This is a genomic window from Streptomyces hygroscopicus subsp. hygroscopicus (genome assembly GCF_001553455.1).
Lineage (GTDB): Bacteria > Actinomycetota > Actinomycetes > Streptomycetales > Streptomycetaceae > Streptomyces > Streptomyces hygroscopicus.
Genome location: NZ_BBOX01000082.1, coordinates 1 through 18,308, shown reverse-complemented (window position 1 = coordinate 18,308; position 18,308 = coordinate 1). Strand labels below are relative to the sequence as shown.

Annotated in this window: 14 protein-coding genes and 2 tRNA genes; 10 read left to right on the top strand and 6 right to left on the bottom strand. The window is 69.9% G+C overall.

Translation table 11 applies throughout. The features are described 5' to 3' along the window. Positions 1-26 precede the first annotated feature (26 nt). Positions 27-1,259, bottom strand: a complete 1,233-nt coding sequence (locus AXW62_RS09155; protein ID WP_060944046.1) for a GNAT family N-acetyltransferase — start codon at positions 1,257-1,259, stop codon at positions 27-29. A 128-nt stretch (positions 1,260-1,387) separates the two neighbouring features. On the opposite strand from AXW62_RS09155, the gene AXW62_RS09150 reads away from it, so the two are divergent. Then, complete coding sequence (locus tag AXW62_RS09150) at positions 1,388-2,530, top strand: PP2C family protein-serine/threonine phosphatase (protein ID WP_060944045.1); 1,143 nt, start codon at positions 1,388-1,390, stop codon at positions 2,528-2,530. Between the two features lie 226 nt (positions 2,531-2,756). Here the strand turns inward: AXW62_RS09150 and AXW62_RS09145 are convergent, their stop codons facing one another. After that, positions 2,757-3,938: an acyltransferase family protein gene (locus tag AXW62_RS09145; RefSeq protein WP_060944044.1), complete on the bottom strand. Its 1,182-nt coding sequence runs from the start codon at positions 3,936-3,938 to the stop codon at positions 2,757-2,759. Between the two features lie 615 nt (positions 3,939-4,553). Here AXW62_RS09145 and AXW62_RS09140 point away from each other — a divergent pair. Continuing rightward, positions 4,554-4,748 carry a hypothetical protein gene (locus tag AXW62_RS09140; RefSeq protein ID WP_030837864.1) on the top strand — a complete coding sequence of 65 codons (195 nt, stop codon included), beginning with the start codon at positions 4,554-4,556 and terminating at the stop codon, positions 4,746-4,748. A gap of 141 nt (positions 4,749-4,889) precedes the next feature. Here AXW62_RS09140 and AXW62_RS09135 read toward each other — a convergent pair. Further along, a tRNA-Gly gene (locus AXW62_RS09135) sits at positions 4,890-4,963 on the bottom strand. Between the two features lie 178 nt (positions 4,964-5,141). Here AXW62_RS09135 and AXW62_RS09130 point away from each other — a divergent pair. From AXW62_RS09130 to clpX, 5 genes are all read left to right on the top strand, one after another. Next, a tRNA-Pro gene (locus AXW62_RS09130) sits at positions 5,142-5,218 on the top strand. 154 nt (positions 5,219-5,372) lie between these two features. Then, on the top strand, positions 5,373-6,785 hold the full coding sequence (gene tig, locus AXW62_RS09125; RefSeq protein ID WP_060944043.1) for a trigger factor: 1,413 nt from the start codon (positions 5,373-5,375) through the stop codon (positions 6,783-6,785). Between the two features lie 288 nt (positions 6,786-7,073). Beyond that, positions 7,074-7,676 (top strand): ATP-dependent Clp protease proteolytic subunit, encoded by a 603-nt coding sequence (locus AXW62_RS09120; protein WP_030837869.1) that lies wholly within the window; start codon positions 7,074-7,076, stop codon positions 7,674-7,676. A gap of 61 nt (positions 7,677-7,737) precedes the next feature. Continuing rightward, positions 7,738-8,394 (top strand): ATP-dependent Clp protease proteolytic subunit, encoded by a 657-nt coding sequence (locus AXW62_RS09115; RefSeq protein WP_030837871.1) that lies wholly within the window; start codon positions 7,738-7,740, stop codon positions 8,392-8,394. A gap of 182 nt (positions 8,395-8,576) precedes the next feature. Then, the gene (clpX, locus tag AXW62_RS09110) at positions 8,577-9,863 is read left to right on the top strand and encodes an ATP-dependent Clp protease ATP-binding subunit ClpX (protein ID WP_030837874.1); all 1,287 of its coding nucleotides are present in this window, start codon (positions 8,577-8,579) and stop codon (positions 9,861-9,863) included. Positions 9,864-9,951: 88 nt separating this feature from the next. On the opposite strand, the gene AXW62_RS09105 is transcribed toward clpX, so the two are convergent. From AXW62_RS09105 to AXW62_RS09095, 3 genes are read right to left on the bottom strand one after another with little or no spacing between them, the layout of a single operon-like run. After that, complete coding sequence (locus AXW62_RS09105) at positions 9,952-10,803, bottom strand: hypothetical protein (protein ID WP_060944042.1); 852 nt, start codon at positions 10,801-10,803, stop codon at positions 9,952-9,954. Positions 10,804-10,861: 58 nt separating this feature from the next. Further along, positions 10,862-11,887 carry a hypothetical protein gene (locus tag AXW62_RS09100; protein WP_060944041.1) on the bottom strand — a complete coding sequence of 342 codons (1,026 nt, stop codon included), beginning with the start codon at positions 11,885-11,887 and terminating at the stop codon, positions 10,862-10,864. A 50-nt stretch (positions 11,888-11,937) separates the two neighbouring features. Beyond that, the gene (locus AXW62_RS09095) at positions 11,938-12,918 is read right to left on the bottom strand and encodes a hypothetical protein (protein WP_060944040.1); all 981 of its coding nucleotides are present in this window, start codon (positions 12,916-12,918) and stop codon (positions 11,938-11,940) included. Positions 12,919-13,036: 118 nt separating this feature from the next. Here AXW62_RS09095 and AXW62_RS09090 point away from each other — a divergent pair, with 118 nt between their 5' ends. The 3 genes from AXW62_RS09090 to AXW62_RS09080 all read left to right on the top strand — a co-directional run. Continuing rightward, the gene (locus AXW62_RS09090) at positions 13,037-15,670 is read left to right on the top strand and encodes a valine--tRNA ligase (RefSeq protein WP_030835640.1); all 2,634 of its coding nucleotides are present in this window, start codon (positions 13,037-13,039) and stop codon (positions 15,668-15,670) included. Between the two features lie 176 nt (positions 15,671-15,846). Further along, positions 15,847-17,295 carry a peptidoglycan D,D-transpeptidase FtsI family protein gene (locus AXW62_RS09085; protein ID WP_060944039.1) on the top strand — a complete coding sequence of 483 codons (1,449 nt, stop codon included), beginning with the start codon at positions 15,847-15,849 and terminating at the stop codon, positions 17,293-17,295. 82 nt (positions 17,296-17,377) lie between these two features. Continuing rightward, positions 17,378-18,308: bifunctional folylpolyglutamate synthase/dihydrofolate synthase (locus tag AXW62_RS09080; protein WP_252368552.1), on the top strand; the 931-nt coding region annotated here is incomplete at its 3' end.

The window sequence follows — 18,308 nt, the reverse complement described above, 5'->3', positions numbered from 1 at the left end:
GGCCGGAATACGTCCTCCGGAAGCCCTCAGAAGGAGTGGGGCAGCCAGGGGGCGACCGGGGAGCCGAAAGCGGTCGTGGCCGCAGTGAGGGCGCCCTGACGGGCCTCCTGGACGCGTCCGGCGCCCGCCAGCGCGGTCAGCGGCACCCCGCCGAGGTACGCCGCCCCCAGCTCCCGCACGCCCAGCCGGAGGTCGGGAGCGTCCTTGGTGCGCTCGCAGGAGGCGCCCTTGGCGTCGCCGCTCAGCCGCCAGCGCCCCTCGTTCCACGGGCAGAAGGGGTCCGTGACCTCCAGGACGGCGTCCACCGGAACCGGGTACGTCCGCGCCTCGAGCGCCGCCCCCAGGTCCACCATGCGCACGTACAGCGAGTCGCGCACCCTGACGGCGCACCGCCGGATGTCCGAGACCAGGTACTGCCACGGATCGTCGACCGGGCGGGGGCCGGTGCGGATCACCGAGGTCAGGTCGAGATCGAACAGGAAGCGCCACAGGGCCGCGTAGGACGCCTGGTCCAGGGCCTCCAGATCACGCAGCACGACCGTGCCCCTGGGTCCGGCCATATCCCAGTCGGGCTTCACCGCGAAGCGCACGTAGCCGCTGACCTCGCCGCCCGACTCGGCCAGCACACAGCGCAGCGGGGACGCCCCCTCGCGCTCGCCCGGCGGGTCCAGCAGCGGCAGTCGCTCCCAGCCGGGGAGCCGCGCCAGCATGCCCGGCCGGGCGGGCACCCGCCGGGCGTAGACGGCCTCACACGCCTCGACGGCGGCCTCCGGGGCCACCGCGCGCAGCGTGACGTCCTCGGTGCCCTCGGGGACGTGCAGCCGGACCCTGGTGGTGTCGATCTCGGCGTAGGCGGTCTGCGTGGCCGCGCCGTACCCGAACCGTCCGTAGATGTCCGGTTCCGATGCGGTCAGAACGGCCAGCGGTTCATCGCCCGCCGCGCGGATGTCGTCCAACTGGCGCCGCATCATGGCCCGCAGCACCCCGCGCCGACGGTGGGTGGCCTGCACGCTCACCATCGTGACACCGGCCGCGGGGACGACCGCGCCGCCCGGAACCGACAGCCGGAAGCTGTGCAACGACGCCGTGCCGACGATCTCGGAGCCGTCCCAGGCGCCGATCGAGCGCTCGCATTCGGTCAACTCCCGCCAGAGCGCGGTTTCCTCCGGCGCTTCGGGAACCCCGCCGAAGGCGAGTACCAGCTTTCCGTACCAATCGTCCCAAACCGATGGGTCGGGCACCCGCAGGTCAGTCCTCATAATCCCATCCCTAGCAGCCGTTTCCCGCACATGCGAACGAATTTCGCTTACGATTGCCCCCCTGGCTGGGTGGTCCAACGCGCCACGAATCGACGCGCGTCCGAACGGGTGGGTAGGGTCCCGGTGCAATGACTGGCGGCGTGGACACTCCGTGGGCCCGGATGCGCAGAGCTCTGCACCGGGCTCGCACAGGCGTGCGCAAAGCCGGAGTCGACTACTTCCGCGGTGAGGGCTCCGACCGGCTCGCCCTGACCGCCCTGCTCCTCGGCGTACCCGCCATCGCCGGAGGCACCATCGCCCAGCCCGACTGGTGCTCCCCCTCCGCCCTGGTCCTGCCCATCGTCGCGGGCGGGCTGCTGCTGCGCCCCGCCAGCCTGCTCACCCTGTACGCGGCGGCCGCCACCGCCCTGATCGTGGAGTCCGCCGTCCTCGGTCCGTACACCGAGGAGGACGCCTCCTCCCGGGTCACCCCCGGCACCATCCTGGTCGTCGCCGCCGTCGGCTTCTTCGGGCTCCTGATCGCCCAGTTCCGCAGCCGCGTCGGGGTGCCCTGGCGGCGCGGCGGCACCATGCTCTTCGACCTGCGCGAGCGCATCCGCGTGCAGAGCAAGCTGCCCGGCCTGCCGCGCGGCTGGCACCGCGAGATGGCGCTGCGCCCGGCTGGCGGGCAGTCCTTCTCCGGTGACTTCGTCGTCGCCGCCCGCACCGGCGGCGGCCGCACCCTCGAGGTCGTCCTCACCGACGTCTCCGGCAAGGGCATGGACGCCGCCTCCCGCGCCCTGCTGCTCTCCGGCGTGTTCGGCGGCCTCCTCGGCTCCCTGCCCCCGCACGGCTTCCTCCCGGCCGCCAACGGCTATCTCCTGCGCCAGGACTGGGACGAGGGCTTCGCGACCTCCATCCACCTCGTCCTGGACCTCGACAGCGGCGACTTCGAGCTCTTCTCCGCCGGACACCTGCCCGCGCTCCAGCTGAGCGCGGGCACCGGCAAGTGGGAGGAGAAGACCGCCGACGGCCCGCTGCTGGGCGTCTACGACGGCGCCCAGTTCGACCCCACCAAGGGCACCCTCCGCCCCGGCGACGTCCTGATGCTCTTCACCGACGGCCTCGTCGAGACCGCCGACCGGGACATCAGCGAGGGCATCGACCGCCTCACCGGCGAGGCGGACCGCTACGTCGGCTCCGGCTTCCAGGGCGCGGCCTGGCACCTGATCGAAACGGTCGCGAAGGACGTCAACGACGACCGGGCCCTGCTGCTGATCTGCCGCCAGTAACCGCCGGAAGCCCCTCCGGCCCGGCCGGTGGCATCCTCCGGCCCCCTGCGCTCGTTCCACCGGCCACCTCGCCCGCTCCAGCGGTCACCTCGCCCGGTGCGGCGCCGCGCGCCCCGCCCCGAGGCCGTGACGGCGTGCCGGAGGCGACCGGGCGGGGCGGGCAGCGAAAAGGGCTGGACCGCGGGTTTCCACGGTCCAGCCCTCCGTCGTCGCGGCAGCCGGTGCGCTAGGCCCCCGTCGTGGTGCGGCCGCGGGCCTGTTCCGCGGGGTCCTTGCGGAAGGCCCAGGCCATCTTCGGTTCCATGACGAAGCGGAAGGCGCGCTGGACGGGAGGCGTGCACAGCGCGGTGATCACCGTGCCGGCGGCGATCGTCACCGCGATCTCCCCCAGCGGCTTGTGCAGCCACTCGTTGTCGTACCAGCCCCAGAAGCGGGAGCCCTTGGCGAGGAAGCCGTGCAGCAGGTAGCCGTAGAGCGTGCCGGCGCCCAGGGCGGTGAACCACATGTGCCGCCGCGGCACCCAGGCCAGGAAGCAGCTGACGAGCACCACGGAGCAGCCGAAGAGGGCGAGCGTCATCACCGGGCCGGTCCACGGGGGCGCCGCGAGCTCCTGGACGCTGTCGCGGTGGTAGAACCACGCCGAGTTCATCCGCGGCGCCGCCCAGTAGGCGAACAGCAGGGCGCACGCGAAGACCGGCACGGAGGCGATCCGCACCGAGCGCCGGCGCATCAGCTGGAAGTGCTCGGGCTTCATGGACAGCCCGATCACGAAGAACGGCAGGAACTGGAGCACGCGCTGCAGATCCAGGTCGTCACCGATGTCGGGGGAGACCGAGGCGAGCGTGGCGATCGCCAGCGAGAGCGGGATCGGCCAGCGCACCAGCTTCCAGATCGGGGTGGTCAGCCGCCATACGAACAGCGCGATCAGGAACCAGGTGAGGTACCAGGGGTCGAGCAGGCTGAAGTCGTACGTCGGGTCGTCGTCCGCCCAGCGCTTGAAGAGCGTGTACGCGATCTCGAAGACCAGGTAGGGGACGGCCACTCCGGTGATCAGCCGCCTGAGCCGGTCCGGCCGCATGTCGAAACTGCGCGAGAAGTAGCCGGAGATCATGATGAAGGCCGGCATGTGGAAGGTGTACACGGTCATGTACAGGGCTTCCGCGGTACGGCTGGTGTCGGTCAGCGGCTCCCATGCGTGGCCCATCGCGACCAGCACGATCGCGAGGTACTTCGCGTTGTCGAAGAACGCGTCCCGCTGTTTCGGCTTCTGCCCGGTGGGAGCGCTGGGGGCGGGCGGGGCGGTCGTCTGCTGCCCGGCCTCTTCGTCCCGCGGCGTGGGGAGAGCGGGCACCGCCTCCTGGGGGAGCGGGGTTCGCTGGGAGCCGTGCGGGCGCAGGGAGTTGGTCACAGGCTTTCCCCCCAGGAACGGGGGGAGAGTGCTCGGGACCTCACTGCGCGTGGGGGAGTCATGGCAGCGTGAAACATCTGAGGCACGATAGCGCTGAAACCTATGCCGCGTAAAACCTCGTTCAGTTTCTTTCCCCGCATAGCCTTCGTATCGCGGCTGATAGTCGACCACGGTTATGTCGACCGGGGAGTCGACAAAGCGATGTGATCATTTGATATCCGGGCGCATGCTGTCCGTTCTGTTCGTTTTCATCCCCCTTAATTGGGGCATACCGTCCCGCGGACGGCTCTGGTGGAATGTCTGATTCATTGATGCTTTGTCGCCCCGCCGAGTGATCGCCCGGCGAATTCCGAATTCCTGGCGGAGATCGTTCGGGGCGATCGGAATTCCTCGGCCGGACGCCCGTTGAGTTGTGGGCAGCGTCACCCGCGACCGCTTGAATGAATGTCTGACCCGCGGGTACCGGAGAGGTGGGTGGCGTGTGCACGGGTGACCGCTTATCGCTCCACCCCACTGCTGGGCGGCGGGAGTTGATGGCACGATGGTGGCCGCGGGGGTGTGCGGGGTCGCGTGCTTCCGGGCCGGTGAGACGTGTGCGACCGAGGGTGGGATGTTGTGGCCATTTCCCTGTCATTGGTGCTGCTGGTGGGCATCGTCCTGGTGCTGATGATCCGCAATGGCCGAGTCAAGTGGGGGCCGGCGCTCGTCGCGGCGCTCTTCGGGTTCCTGCTCGCCTCGTCCGACATCGCGCCGGACATCCAGAAGTTCCTCGACTCGGCCGCCGAGGCGATCGCCGACATCAATCCCTGACGCACCCCTGACCCGCCGGAGCCGTCGGCCCGGGCACCGCCCCGGCCGTGCGGCCGGGGCGGTGCCCGTAAACGGCCGGGCCGGTGCGCGCTCAAACGAACGGCCCGGCCCCGGGAACTCCCCGGGGCCGGGCCGAAAGCCTGGAGCGGGCGACGGGAATCGAACCCGCGTAGCCAGTTTGGAAGACTGGGGCTCTACCATTGAGCTACGCCCGCACGCGTCGCGTACGCGGATGCACCGGTCACCCGGACACCCCATGCCCGGGTGAGATCCCGGACCGCGGCACGGGATGCATCGTAGCGGGTCCACACCGTTCCCCGCACACCCTTGCCCACCAGTCGAATAAGCGGCAGCCGGGGCGTCCGAGGGCATGTACCCTACGTCTCGCACCGACGGGGTGTGGCGCAGCTTGGTAGCGCGTCCGCTTTGGGAGCGGAAGGTCGTCGGTTCGAATCCGGCCACCCCGACCATCCACATACGTCAAGATCGCGTTGTGGGGCCCGTCATGCTTGCGGTTACTATGCAAGCTGCGCGTCTGTGTCTTTTAACCGGGCGCGAATCCGCTGCGACGCGACAGCGCACCGCAGCCGAACACCACACGTCAGCCCCCAAGGAGACCGAACCGTGAAGAGCGCCGTGGAGAACCTGAACCCGACCCGGGTTCGGCTCACTGTCGAGGTGCCCTTCGAGGAGCTCAAGCCCAGCCTCGACGCGGCGTACAAGAAGATCAACCAGCAGGTCACGGTGCCTGGGTTCCGCAAGGGCAAGATCCCGGCCCGCATCATCGACCAGCGGTTCGGCCGCGGCGCGGTGCTGGAGGAGGCCGTCAACGACGCGCTCCCGAAGTTCTACACCGACGCGGTCAACGAAGGTGAGCTGAACCCGCTCGGCCAGCCCGAGGTGGACATCACCGAGCTCAAGGACAACGAGCTGCTCACCTTCACCGCCGAGGTCGACATCCGGCCGACGATCGAGATCCCGGACTACTCCGGCATCGAGGTCACCGTCGACTCCGTCGAGGTCTCGGACGAGGACGTCGACACGTCGGTCGAGCAGCTGCGCGAGCGCTTCGCCACCACCACCCCGGTGGAGCGCGCCGCCGCCGAGGGCGACATCGTCGTGATCGACCTCGAGGCCAAGGTCGACGGCGAGGTCCTGGAGGACGGTGTCGCCACCGGCGTCACCTACACCATCGGCTCGGGTGAGCTGCTGGACGGCATCGACGAGGCCGTGACCGGCCTGGAGGCCGGCGGCGAAGCCACCTTCACCTCCGAGCTCAAGGGCGGCTCCGCCCAGGGCAAGGAGGCCGAGGTCTCGGTCAAGGTCACCGAGGTCAAGGCCCGGGAGCTGCCGGAGCTCGACGACGACTTCGCCCAGCTGGCCAGCGAGTTCGACACCCTCGAGGAGCTGCGCGCGGACAGCCGCAAGCGCCTGGAGCGGTCGAAGAAGTTCGAGCAGGCCACCCAGGCCCAGGAGAAGGTGCTGGACGCCCTGCTGGCCCTGGTCGAGGTGCCGATCCCCGAGAAGCTCCTCGAGGACGAGATCAACACCCGTAAGCACAACCTGGAGCACCACCAGCTCGGCCAGATGGGCCTGAACCTCGACTCCTACCTGCAGATGCAGGGCAAGACCGCCGAGGAGTTCGACGCCGAGCTCAAGGAGCAGGCCGAGAAGGGCATCCGGACCCAGTTCGTCCTCGACGAGCTGGTCAACAAGGAGCAGCTGTCCGTCGGCCAGGAGGAGCTCACCGAGCACCTCATGCGCCGTGCGCAGTCCTCCGGCATGAGCCCGGACCAGTTCGCCCAGGCCGTCGTCGAGGGCGGCCAGGTGCCGATGCTGGTCGGCGAGGTCGCCCGCGGCAAGGCGCTGGCCGTGGTGGTCGAGGCCGCCAAGGTCGTCGACGACAAGGGCGAGACCGTCGACCTGGACGACGAGGAGGACGAGACCGGCGAGACGGTCGAGGCCACCTCCGAGGCCGCGGAGGCCGCCGAGGAGCCCGCTGTGTCCCAGGAGAAGCAGGACAAGGCCGAGGGCTGATCCCGGTCCGCTCCGCAGCCCGTACGAACGGGCCCGAACGTCTGCACACGTCCGGGCCCGTTCGTGTTCCGGGCGCCGGTCAGGCGCCGGAACATGCGCTCAGAGCGAACAGTTCCTGATGCGGGATGGCGCCCGCCGACCAGCGCGTTAGGGTCCGTAGATACGAGGGCAGGGGAGTCTCGCAAGCCCGCCGGGGCCGCACCGGCGGCCACACCCCGCACCCAGAAGAAGACGCTGAGACGGCCAGTAAGCCGTCAGAGACGAGCAGGTGGATACGTGACGAATACGATGCCTTCCGCCGCCGGCGAGCCGACCGTCGGTGGCCTCGGCGACCAGGTCTACAACCGGCTGCTCGGTGAGCGGATCATCTTCCTCGGCCAGCCGGTCGACGACGACATCGCCAACAAGATCACGGCACAGCTGCTCCTGCTCGCCGCCGATCCGGACAAGGACATCTACCTCTACATCAACTCCCCGGGCGGCTCGATCTCGGCCGGCATGGCGATCTACGACACCATGCAGTACATCCAGAACGACGTGGTCACCATCGCCATGGGCCTCGCCGCCTCGATGGGCCAGTTCCTGCTGAGCGCCGGCACCCCGGGCAAGCGCTTCGCGCTCCCGAACGCCGAGATCCTGATCCACCAGCCCTCCGCGGGCCTGGCGGGTTCCGCCTCGGACATCAAGATCCACGCCGAACGGCTGCTGCACACCAAGCGGCGCATGGCCGAGCTGACCGCCTTCCACACCGGCCAGACGGTTGAGCAGATCGTCCGTGACTCCGACCGCGACCGCTGGTTCTCCGCCCAGGAGGCCAAGGAGTACGGCCTGGTCGACGACGTCATGACGTCCGCCTCCAGCGTTCCGGGCGGGGGCGGCACTGGGGCCTGAGTCCCGCCGTCCCGTAGCCGACCTCCAGCCCCAAGATCGCCACAGGATGGTGAAGACCCAGATGAGCAACTTCCCCGGCAGCGGCCTGTACACCGGCCCGATGGCCGAATCCCGCTATGTCGTTCCGCGCTTCGTCGAGCGCACCTCCCAGGGCATCCGCGAGTACGACCCGTACGCCAAGCTCTTCGAAGAGCGCGTGATCTTCCTGGGCGTCCAGATCGACGACGCCTCCGCCAACGACGTCATGGCGCAGCTGCTGTGCCTGGAGTCGATGGACCCGGACCGCGACATTTCGGTCTACATCAACTCCCCCGGCGGCTCGTTCACCGCGCTGACCGCCATTTACGACACGATGCAGTTCGTCAAGCCCGACATTCAGACGGTCTGCATGGGCCAGGCGGCGTCCGCCGCGGCCGTGCTGCTCGCCGCCGGTACGCCGGGCAAGCGGATGGCCCTGCCCAACGCCCGGGTACTGATCCACCAGCCGTACAGTGAGACCGGGCGCGGTCAGGTCTCCGACCTGGAGATCGCGGCCAACGAGATCCTGCGGATGCGTTCGCAGCTCGAGGAGATGCTGGCCAAGCACTCCACCACGCCCATCGAGAAGATCCGCGACGATATCGAGCGGGACAAGATCCTCACGGCCGAGGAGTCCCTGTCGTACGGTCTTATCGATCAGATCGTTTCAACCCGTAAGACGTCGGTCGGTCTCGGCTGAATCTTCGGTGGCACCACCCCCCTTGGACCGAGTAGGTCCAAGGGGGGCCCGAACCGGGGGCCCGGCAAGGTACCGTCATAGAGGGCTGGGGGCCCGGCCCGGGGAATGAAGAAGCAGAAAGCGCAGCGCAAGCACCCGGTTCCGCGGAGCAAAGCGGATCCAAGGCGAAGGGGAAGCACCTCGTGGCACGCATCGGTGACGGCGGCGACCTGCTCAAGTGCTCGTTCTGCGGGAAGAGCCAGAAGCAGGTGAAGAAGCTCATCGCGGGCCCGGGTGTCTACATCTGCGATGAATGCATCGATCTCTGCAACGAGATCATCGAGGAGGAGCTCGCCGAGACCTCCGAGGTGCGCTGGGAGGAACTCCCCAAGCCGCGCGAGATCTATGAATTCCTCGAGGGCTATGTGGTCGGCCAGGAGGCCGCCAAGAAGGCGCTCTCGGTCGCCGTCTACAACCACTACAAGCGGGTCCAGGCGGGTGAGAACGGCGGCCACAGCCGCGACGACGGCATCGAGTTGGCCAAGTCCAACATCCTGCTGCTCGGCCCCACCGGCTCCGGCAAGACCCTGCTGGCGCAGACCCTCGCCCGGATGCTCAACGTCCCCTTCGCCATCGCCGACGCGACCGCGCTCACCGAGGCGGGCTATGTCGGCGAGGACGTGGAGAACATCCTCCTCAAGCTGATCCAGGCCGCCGACTACGACGTCAAGAAGGCCGAGACGGGCATCATCTACATCGACGAGATCGACAAGGTGGCCCGTAAGAGCGAGAACCCCTCGATCACCCGCGATGTGTCCGGTGAGGGCGTCCAGCAGGCGCTGCTGAAGATCCTGGAAGGGACCACGGCGTCGGTGCCGCCGCAGGGCGGACGGAAACATCCGCACCAGGAGTTCATCCAGATCGACACCACGAACGTGCTGTTCATCGTGGGTGGCGCCTTCGCCGGTCTGGAGAAGATCATCGAGTCGCGGGCCGGTGCCAAGGGCATCGGCTTCGGTGCCACCATCCGCTCCAAGCGCGAGATCGAGGCGAGCGACCAGTTCCAGGAGGTCATGCCCGAGGACCTGGTGAAGTTCGGAATGATCCCGGAGTTCATCGGCCGCCTCCCGGTCATCACCTCCGTCCACAACCTCGACCGCGAGGCGCTGCTCCAGATCCTGGTCGAGCCGCGGAACGCGCTGGTGAAGCAGTACCAGCGGCTGTTCGAACTCGACGGCGTGGAGCTGGACTTCGACCGCCCGGCCCTGGAGGCCATCGCCGACCAGGCGATCCTCCGCGGCACCGGGGCCCGGGGGCTGCGCGCCATCATCGAGGAGGTGCTGATGTCGGCGATGTACGAGGTGCCGTCCCGCAAGGACGTGGCCCGCGTCGTCATCACCGAAGACGTCGTGCACTCCAATGTGAATCCCACGCTGGTGCCCCGCAGCCGCGGTACCGAGCCGGGCGAGCGGCACGAGAAGAGCGCGTAGCCGCCCCGCGGAGCGCAGACGAAGAGGGCCCCGGTCTCCCGGGGCCCTCTTCGTGCCGTACCCGCCCGGTGGCCGCCTTGCGGCCGGTTCAGGCGGGCTTGCGGGTGTCCTGGTAGATGCCCGCGGTCACCTTGGCGAAGGACTCCATGTCGGCGTCCGAGGCCGAGGTGTTCTCCGCGTTGACGTCGAGCACCATCGCCGCGTCCGTCTTCTCCGCCCAGACGCAGGCCGGGGCGTAGATCCGGTCGTAGAGCTTGACGACCTCGCACTCCACCGACGGGCCGTCGGCGCCGTCCGGCTGGAACCGCTTGCGCTTCTTCTCCACGGTGGGGGAGCCGTCACCGCCCGAGAAGCCCTTGAACATCTCGTCCCGGACCGTGTCGGGGTCGCTGATCTTCCCGTACATGCCGGAGAAGGCGAGCCCCGAGTTGCCGTCGTCCGACCGCTTGTACTGGGCCAGGACCGAGGTGGCGCCCTCGGGCATGCTGTCCTGCACGCTGGTGCCCTCGTTGTCGAGGTCGTCCGTGCCCTTGTCGAGGGTGTAGGTGCCGCCGTCGAGCGTCTTGGGGGTGACCAGCCTCATCGCCTTCGGACCGTCGTCGCCGCCGGCCAGCACCACGGCGCCGGTGACGATCGCGCCCACCACCACGAGCCCCGCCACCGTGATCGCGACGATCTTGGTGCGGTTGCCGCTTCGGCCGGACCCACCGGGCGCGGGCGGCGCGGGGTAGGGCGGCTGGCCGTAGGGACCCGCCTGCTGCGGGTAGCCGTAGCCCTGCGGGGCCTGCGCCTGCGGATAGCCGTACCCCGGTGGCTGCGCGTACGGGTTGGGCTCCGCGGGCGGCTGCTGCCCCCCGCCGTACGGATGGGGCTGCGCGCCCCCGTACGGGCCGGGCCCGCCGCCGTAGGGCCCCGGCGGCGGTGGCTGGTTGTGGCTCATGGGTGTGAGGGTCCCCCTCCGGATTGGCTGCGGCCGGTGAACTGGACGGCCGGCTCGGCTAGTTGATCTCCACGCGTGCGTCGTCGCGGACCTTCGCGGTGATCTCGCCGGCCTGGTCGAGTGACATGCTGTCGCCGGCCAGCGCCGCGGCGGCGTCGGAGACGATCACGTATCCCACCGTGCTGTGGTCGCCCCACATGCAGATCGGAATCGTGAAGCTCTTGGTCACTCCGCTCGTACTGGAGCCGGAGTCCGGAGTGAACTTGGTGTTCTGGCACTTCATCACGGCGTTCTCGAAGCCGCTGGGCGTCACCGACTCCGGGCTGCCCACCAGCTCGGCCTTCATCCCATTGCTGGTCGAGGGGTCCTTCTCGGCCTCTTGCGCGATCTTCGCGAAGGCGGCGTCGACGACCGCCTCCGGGTCCTTCACCTCGCCCCAGACGCCGTTGAGCTGGAGCTGCTTGGCGCTCATGCCGTCGCCGGACTTGTACTCCGCGCTCACCGTCTCGGGGTTGGTGACGCCGAACTTCTCGAAGTCGCTCGCGTCCGAGGCGGTGAGCCCGCCTTCGCCGGAGCCGTCCTTGGTGTAGCCGTCGGCCACCGTCTCGGGGGTGGTGAGCTTGTACCGCTTGCCGTCGTCGGCGACGGCCTTACCGCCACCGCCGTCGCTGTCCCCGCCCTTGAACACCATGACGCCGGCGACGACCGCGGCCACCGCGACCACCAGGCCGATCGCGGCCATCAGGCCCTTCTTCTTGCCGCCGCCCTGCCCCGGACCCGGCTGGTACGGGCCCGGCATGCCCGGCTGGCCGTACGGCGGCTGCTGGCCGTAAGGGTTCGGGGGCTGTCCGTAGGGACCCGGCTGGGGCGGCTGGCCGTAGGGCCCCGGCTGCGGGGGCTGGCCGTAAGGACCCGGCTGTCCTTGCGGCTGCTGGGGGTAGCCGTAGCCCGGCTGGGGCGGCTGCCCGTAGGGACCCGGCTGCTGCGGATACCCGTAGCCGGGCTGGCCGGCCGCACCGCCCTGTCCGTAGGGACCCGGCTGCTGGGGTGGCTGGCCGTAGGGGCCCGGCTGGTTGTAGCTCATCTGTATCCCTCGTTGGTAGTGCTGTTGTGGTGCTCTTCGCCGGTCGCGGGCTAGCCGTCGATCTCGACGCGTGCGTCCTCGCGCACCTTGGCCGTGATGCCGGCGGCGTCCTCGAGGGACATGCCCCCGCCGAGCACCGCGGCCGCCGGGTCCGCCATGACCGTGACGCCCAGGGTGTCCTTGTCGCCCCAGACGCACGCGGGGGCCTCCATGGATCCCTGGTCCGAGGTGAACTTCATGGCCTGGCACTTCAGGACGTCCCCGTCGAAGCCGTCCGGGGAGAACGTCCGGGGGCTGCCCTTGGCCTGCGCGGTGCCGTTGTCCCGCAGCGTCTTGACGATGACCGCCAGGGCGAGGTCCGCGCCCCGCTCCGGGTCGGTCACCTCGCCCCAGACGCCGGTGAACTTCAGCATCTCCTTGCCCGAGGTCTGGTAGTCGGCCGCCACCAGATGCGGGTTCTTGACGACCGGCACCTGCTGGAGGTCCTTCTTGCCCGACGCGGACAGATCGCTGTCGTCCGTGCCCGAGCCCTGGCGCTGGTAGTCCGCGGCGACCGTCTGGGGCGTGGTCAGCTTGTACGGGCCGCTGCTGCCGCCGAAGAGCGCGTAGGCCCCCACCCCCAGTGCCCCCAGGACCACCAGCGCGCCGACCGCGAACCCCGCCTTCCTGCCCTTGCCGGTGCCGCGGGATCCCGCCCCCGGTGCCGGTGCCGGTGCCGGTGCCGGGGACGGTGCCTGGGCCGGGGGAGGCGTCTGGGGACCGCCGTAGTAGCCGGGCCCCTGCTGGGGCGCCGGGTGCTGCTGGGGCGGCTGTCCGTAAGGGTTCGCGGGCTGGGGCTGTCCCTGGGGCTGTCCGTAGCCGCCGGACCCGCCGTACGGGCCCGGCCGGCCGTAGCCGCCCTGCGGCGGCCGGCCGTACCCCGGCGTCGGCGGCTGCGCGTACGGATTGGGCACCGGCGGCTGACCGGCGCCGTACGGACCCGACTGCCCCCCGTAGGGGCCGGGCTGCGGCGGCGGCTGCTGATGGCTCATGTGCCTCTCCTTATGCGCATGACAGGTTCCAAACATCCTTCCCGACGCCCCGGGGCGCCTCGGCCCCGGGGCCACAACGGGTTCGTAACGGAAGGCCGCCGCCCTTTAGACTGCGGGCGTGACCGAGAACTCTTCGCAGCGCCCCGCGAGCGGGCCGAACAGCCACCCCGAACTGCCGACCCAGTACGCACCGGCCGATGTAGAGGGGCAGCTGTACGAGCGCTGGGTAGAGCGCGGTTACTTCGAGGCGGACGCGAAGAGCGACAAAGAGCCCTACACCATCGTCATCCCGCCCCCCAATGTGACCGGCTCGCTCCACCTCGGCCATGCCTTCGAGCACACGATCATCGATGCGCTGACCCGGCGCAAGCGGATGCAGGGCTTTGAGACGCTCTGGCAGCCCGGTATGGACCACGCCGGTATCGCCACGCAGAACGTGGTCGAGCGCGAGCTGGCCAAGGAGGGCGTCTCCCGCCACGACCTGGGCCGCGAGGCGTTCGTCGAGCGGGTGTGGCAGTGGAAGAGCGAGTCCGGCGGCCAGATCTCCGGCCAGATGCGGCGGCTGGGCGACGGCGTCGCCTGGAACCGCGAGCGCTTCACCATGGACGAGGGGCTCTCCAAGGCCGTCCAGACGATCTTCAAGCGGCTCTACGAGGACGAGCTGATCTACCGCGCCGAGCGCATCATCAACTGGTGCCCGCGCTGCCTCACGGCCATCTCGGACATCGAGGTGGGGTACGACGACGACGACGGCGAGCTGGTCTCGATCCGGTACGGCGAGGGCGAGGAGTCCATCGTCGTCGCCACGACCCGGGCCGAGACGATGCTGGGCGACACCGCGGTCGCCGTCCACCCCGACGACGAGCGCTACCGCCACCTGGTCGGCACCGAGATCGAGCTGCCGCTCACCGGCCGCCGGATCCCCATCGTGGCCGACGAGCACGTCGACCCCGAGTTCGGCACCGGCGCGGTCAAGGTCACCCCGGCCCACGACCCGAACGACTTCGAGATCGGGCAGCGGCACGGCCTGCCGAACCTGACCGTCATGGACGAGCACGCGGTCATCACCGCCCACGGGCCCTTCCAGGGGCTGGACCGCCTGGAGGCGCGCAGCGCCGTCGTCGGCGCGCTGCGCGCCGAGGGCCGGATCGTCGCCGAGAAGCGGCCGTACACCCACTCCGTGGGTCACTGCTCGCGCTGCAGGACGACCATCGAGCCGCGGCTGTCCATGCAGTGGTGGGTCAAGGTCGGACCGCTGGCCAAGGCCGCGGGCGACGCGGTCCGCGACGGCCGGGTGAAGATCCACCCCGAGGACATGTCGAAGCGCTACTTCGACTGGGTCGACAACCTGCACGACTGGTGCATCTCGCGCCAGCTGTGGTGGGGCCACCGGATCCCGGTCTGGTACGGGCCGGACGGCGAGGTGGTCTGCGTCGGACCGGACGAGGAGCCGCCGAGCGGCGAGGGCTGGCACCAGGACAGCGACGTCCTGGACACCTGGTTCTCGTCCGGCCTGTGGCCGTTCTCCACGCTCGGCTGGCCCGAGCGGACCGAGAGCCTGGAGAAGTTCTATCCGAACTCGGTCCTGGTCACCGGCTACGACATCCTGTTCTTCTGGGTCGCCCGGATGATGATGTTCGGCCTGTACGCCATGGACGGCACCCCGCCGTTCCGCACCATCGCGCTGCACGGCATGGTCCGTGACCAGTTCGGCAAGAAGATGTCCAAGTCCTTCGGCAACGCGGTCAACCCGCTGGACTGGATGGACACCTACGGATCGGACGCGGTCCGCTTCACCCTGGCCCGGGGCGCCAACCCCGGTGTGGACGTCCCGATCGGCGAGGACTGGGTCCAGGCGTCCCGTAACTTCGCCAACAAGATCTGGAACGCCACCCGCTTCGCGCTGATGAACGGCGCGACGGTCGAGGGCGAACTGCCCGCCCCCGAGCGGCTGTCCGCCACCGACCGCTGGATCCTGTCCCGGCTGAACGCGGTGGTCGCCGAGGTCGACGCGTACTACGAGGACTACCAGTTCGCCAAGCTCTCCGACGTCCTCTACCACTTCGCCTGGGACGAGGTCTTCGACTGGTACGTCGAACTGTCCAAGACCACCTTCGCCAGGGGCGGAGCGGAGGCCGACGCCTCCCGGCGCGTCCTCGGCGAGGTCCTGGATGTCACCCTGCGGCTGCTGCACCCGGTCGTCCCGTTCGTCACCGAGAAGCTGTGGACCTCGCTGACCGGCCAGGAGTCCGTCGTCATCGCCGACTGGCCCGGTGACAGCGGCTTCCGGGACGAGGCGGCCGAGCGGGAGATCGAGAACCTCCAGCAGGTGGTCACCGAGGTCCGCCGGTTCCGCGCCGACCAGGGCCTCCAGCCCGGCCAGCGGGTCCCGGCCCGGCTGGAGCTGTCCGGTACCTCGCTCGCCGACCACGAGGACGCGATGCGCTCCCTGCTGCGCCTCCAGCCGGCCGGCGAGGGCTTCACGGCCACCGCCTCGCTGCCGGTCGCGGGCGCGACCGTGGCGCTGGACCTGTCCGGCGCGATCGACGTCGAGGCCGAGCGCAAGCGGCTGGCCAAGGACCTCGCGGCGGCCGAGAAGGACAAGGCGCAGACGACCGCGAAGCTGTCCAACGAGGGCTTCCTGGCCAAGGCCCCCGACCACGTCGTGGAGAAGATCCGCACCCGGCAGGCGACCGCCGAGGCCGATATCGCCCGGATCACCGCCCAGTTGGCAGCCCTCCCCAAGAGCTGACCGAGGGCCGGCCGACACCGGCCGCGCCGAGCGCCCCCGCCGGAATCCGGCGGGGGCGCTCGTATGTGATACGGGTGGAATGTCCCACAGCCATCTCACAGGAAAGCCGCATCGGGAACCAAACCCAGCCTTCCGGGAGTTATCCGGCCGTACGTCCCGGAAGGAGCTCCCCCTCCATGAACAAGCCGCTGCGCAGGGCCTCCGTCTTCTCGCTGCTGCTGGTGATGACCCTGCTCGTCTGGATCACCTATGTGGAGTTGGCGAGAGGTGCCAGTCTCCGGGACAACGCGCACAACAGCCGTGTGGCCATCTCCGAGTACGCCGGGCCGCTGGGCGACATCCTGGCCGGAGGCGAGCGGGTCACCGGCTCCGCCGCCACCCAGGGCAATCTGAAGTACAAGCGCACCTACCCCGACGGGAAGCTCTGGGCCCCGGTCACCGGCTACGCCTCGCAGTCCTACGGCAGCACTCAGCTGGAGGCCCTGGAACGGCAGGTCCTCGACGGCTCGGACAGCCGGCTGAAGAACCCGCTCCAGGCGCTGACGCGGGAGCGGTCCAAGCCCGGCGATGTGATCACCACGATCGATCCGGCCGTGCAGAAGGCCGCCTACCGGGGGCTGGGGAACAAGACCGGCGCGGCGGTGGCGATCGACCCCACGACCGGCGCCGTCCTCGCCCTGGTCAGCACCCCCTCGTACGACCCCGGCACCTTCGCGGGCTCCTCCTCGGCGGACCAGAAGGCGTGGAACGCGCTGCAGAAGGACCGGAAGCAGCCCATGCTGAACCGCGCGCTGCGCCAGACGTACCCGCCGGGTTCGACCTTCAAGGTCGTGGTCGCCGCCGCGGCGCTGGAGAACGGGCTGTACTCGTCGGTGGACGAGCCCACCAAGAGCCCGGACCCGTACCGGCTGCCGGGCACGGTGACCGATATGCACAACGAGAACAGCTCGGCGCCGTGCGAGAACGCGACGATACGCACCGCCCTGCAGTACTCGTGCAACACGGTCTTCGCGAAGATGGCCGTGGACCTGGGCCAGTCCAAGGTGGCGGCGCAGGCGAAGAAGCTGGGCTTCGGCGACTCCGCGCTGGACATCCCGGTGCGCGCCGCGAAGAGCGTCTACCCGAGCGGGATGAACGACTCGCAGACGGCGCTGAGCGGTATGGGCCAGTTCGACGTGACCGCGACTCCGCTGCAGATGGCGATGGTCTCCTCGGCCGTCGCCAACGACGGCAAGCTGATGACCCCGTACGAGGTCGACCGCACCACGGACGGCAGCGCCTCCGCCCTGGACCACGCCTCGGCCAGGACCTACAGCCGCGCGATGTCCCAGCACACCGCCTCCGAGCTGCGATCGGCGATGCGGACGGTGGTGGACCAGGGCACCGGGGCCAACGCGAAGATCCCCGGGGTGGCGGTGGGCGGCAAGACCGGCACCGCCCAGCACGGTGAGAACAACAGTGCCAACCCGTACGCGTGGTTCATGAGTTACGCGGACGCCGGCGGCGGCCACAAGGTCGCGGTCGCGGTGGTGGTCGAGGACAGCGACGCGGCCCGCGCCGACATCTCCGGCGGCGGCCTGGCGGGGCCGATCGCCAAGGCGATGATGAAGGCCGCACTGCCGTAGCCGAGCCGTTGGCGTAACGATCCGTCCCCGCGCCCCGTGGGGCTCCCGCTGCCTGTCGGGGGTGCCTCGTAGACTGGTCGGCGTGAGCGACGAGCGCCCCCAGAACGAGTCCGACCAGTTCGACGAGATCGTCGGAGCCGAGACCGACCGCGCCCCCGATCTGGCGGTGATCGAGGCCGGCAGCCGGACGCTGCGCGCGCAGTCCGGGCCGCCGCAGGGGGACGGCATCCCGTCCCGCCCGGCCGACCCCGAGGTGGACCGGGCCCTGCGCGAGGTGGAGGGGGCGCTGGCCGGGCGCTGGCCGGAGACCAAGCTCGACCCGTCGCTGGTGCGGATCGAGGCCCTGATGGACATCCTCGGCTCGCCGCAGCGGGCCTACCCCTCGATCCACATCACCGGGACGAACGGCAAGACCAGCACCGCTCGCATGATCGAATCGCTGCTGGGCGCCTTCGAGCTGCGCACCGGCCGCTACACCAGCCCCCATGTCCAGTCGATCACCGAGCGGATCAGCCTGGACGGGGCGCCGATCTCCGCCGAGCGGTTCATCGAGACGTACCAGGACATCCAGCCGTACCTCGAGATGGTCGACGCCCAGCAGGAGCACCGGCTGTCCTTCTTCGAGGTGCTCACCGGCATGGCGTACGCGGCCTTCGCGGACGCGCCGGTGGACATCGCGGTGGTCGAGGTCGGCATGGGCGGCTCCTGGGACGCCACCAACGTGGTCGACGCGGGCGTCGCGGTGATCATGCCGATCTCGCTGGACCACACCGACCGGCTCGGCACCACTCCGGAGCAGATCGCCACGGAGAAGGCGGGCATAGTGAAGCAGGGGGCCACGGTGGTGCTCGCCCAGCAGCCGGTGGAGGCCGCCTCCGTGGTGCTCAAGCGCGCCGTCGAGGTGGACGCCACGGTGGCCCGTGAGGGCATGGAGTTCGGTGTGCTCTCCCGGGAGGTGGCGGTCGGCGGCCAGCTGCTGACCCTGCGCGGACTCGGCGGGGAGTACCCCGAGG